The organism is Streptomyces viridosporus (assembly GCF_002078235.1).
In the GTDB taxonomy this organism is placed as follows: domain Bacteria; phylum Actinomycetota; class Actinomycetes; order Streptomycetales; family Streptomycetaceae; genus Streptomyces; species Streptomyces viridosporus.
Window position 1 is genome coordinate 1 of record NZ_MSGP01000573.1, and the last position, 368, is coordinate 368.

Here is a 368-nt window from a genome sequence, read left to right on the forward strand (position 1 = left end):
GGTCTTTTACCCCATCGTGCGGTACTCGGGCAGCGGGGTGATGCTCACCCGGCGCACGTTCTTGACCACCGGTACGGGCACGACTCCGCGCATCTCGCACAGGTCGTAGCGCAGCTCGGGCGTCTCGCCGAACGGGTCGGCGTGCGCGTGAATCGCGCTCACCCAGTAGCTACCGTGACGGCTGGTCAGACTGCCGTGATAGTCGACCTTCTGCCACAGCACCGGCCCGGCGTGCTGCGGGTCCAGGCACCGGGCGACGGCGACAACCATCGGGTCGGCCATCCGCTCGGCCATCAGCAGGACGAACGCGCGCGCCACCGTGGCGCGGTCCACCGGCACATCGGCCAGGGCCGGACCCGTGTGCCCGG

Annotated in this window: 1 pseudogene; it reads right to left on the reverse strand. The window is 70.4% G+C overall.

The features are described from left to right. Positions 1–6 precede the first annotated feature (6 nt). Positions 7–368, reverse strand: a pseudogene (locus B7L92_RS32910) (hypothetical protein); the annotation flags it as partial.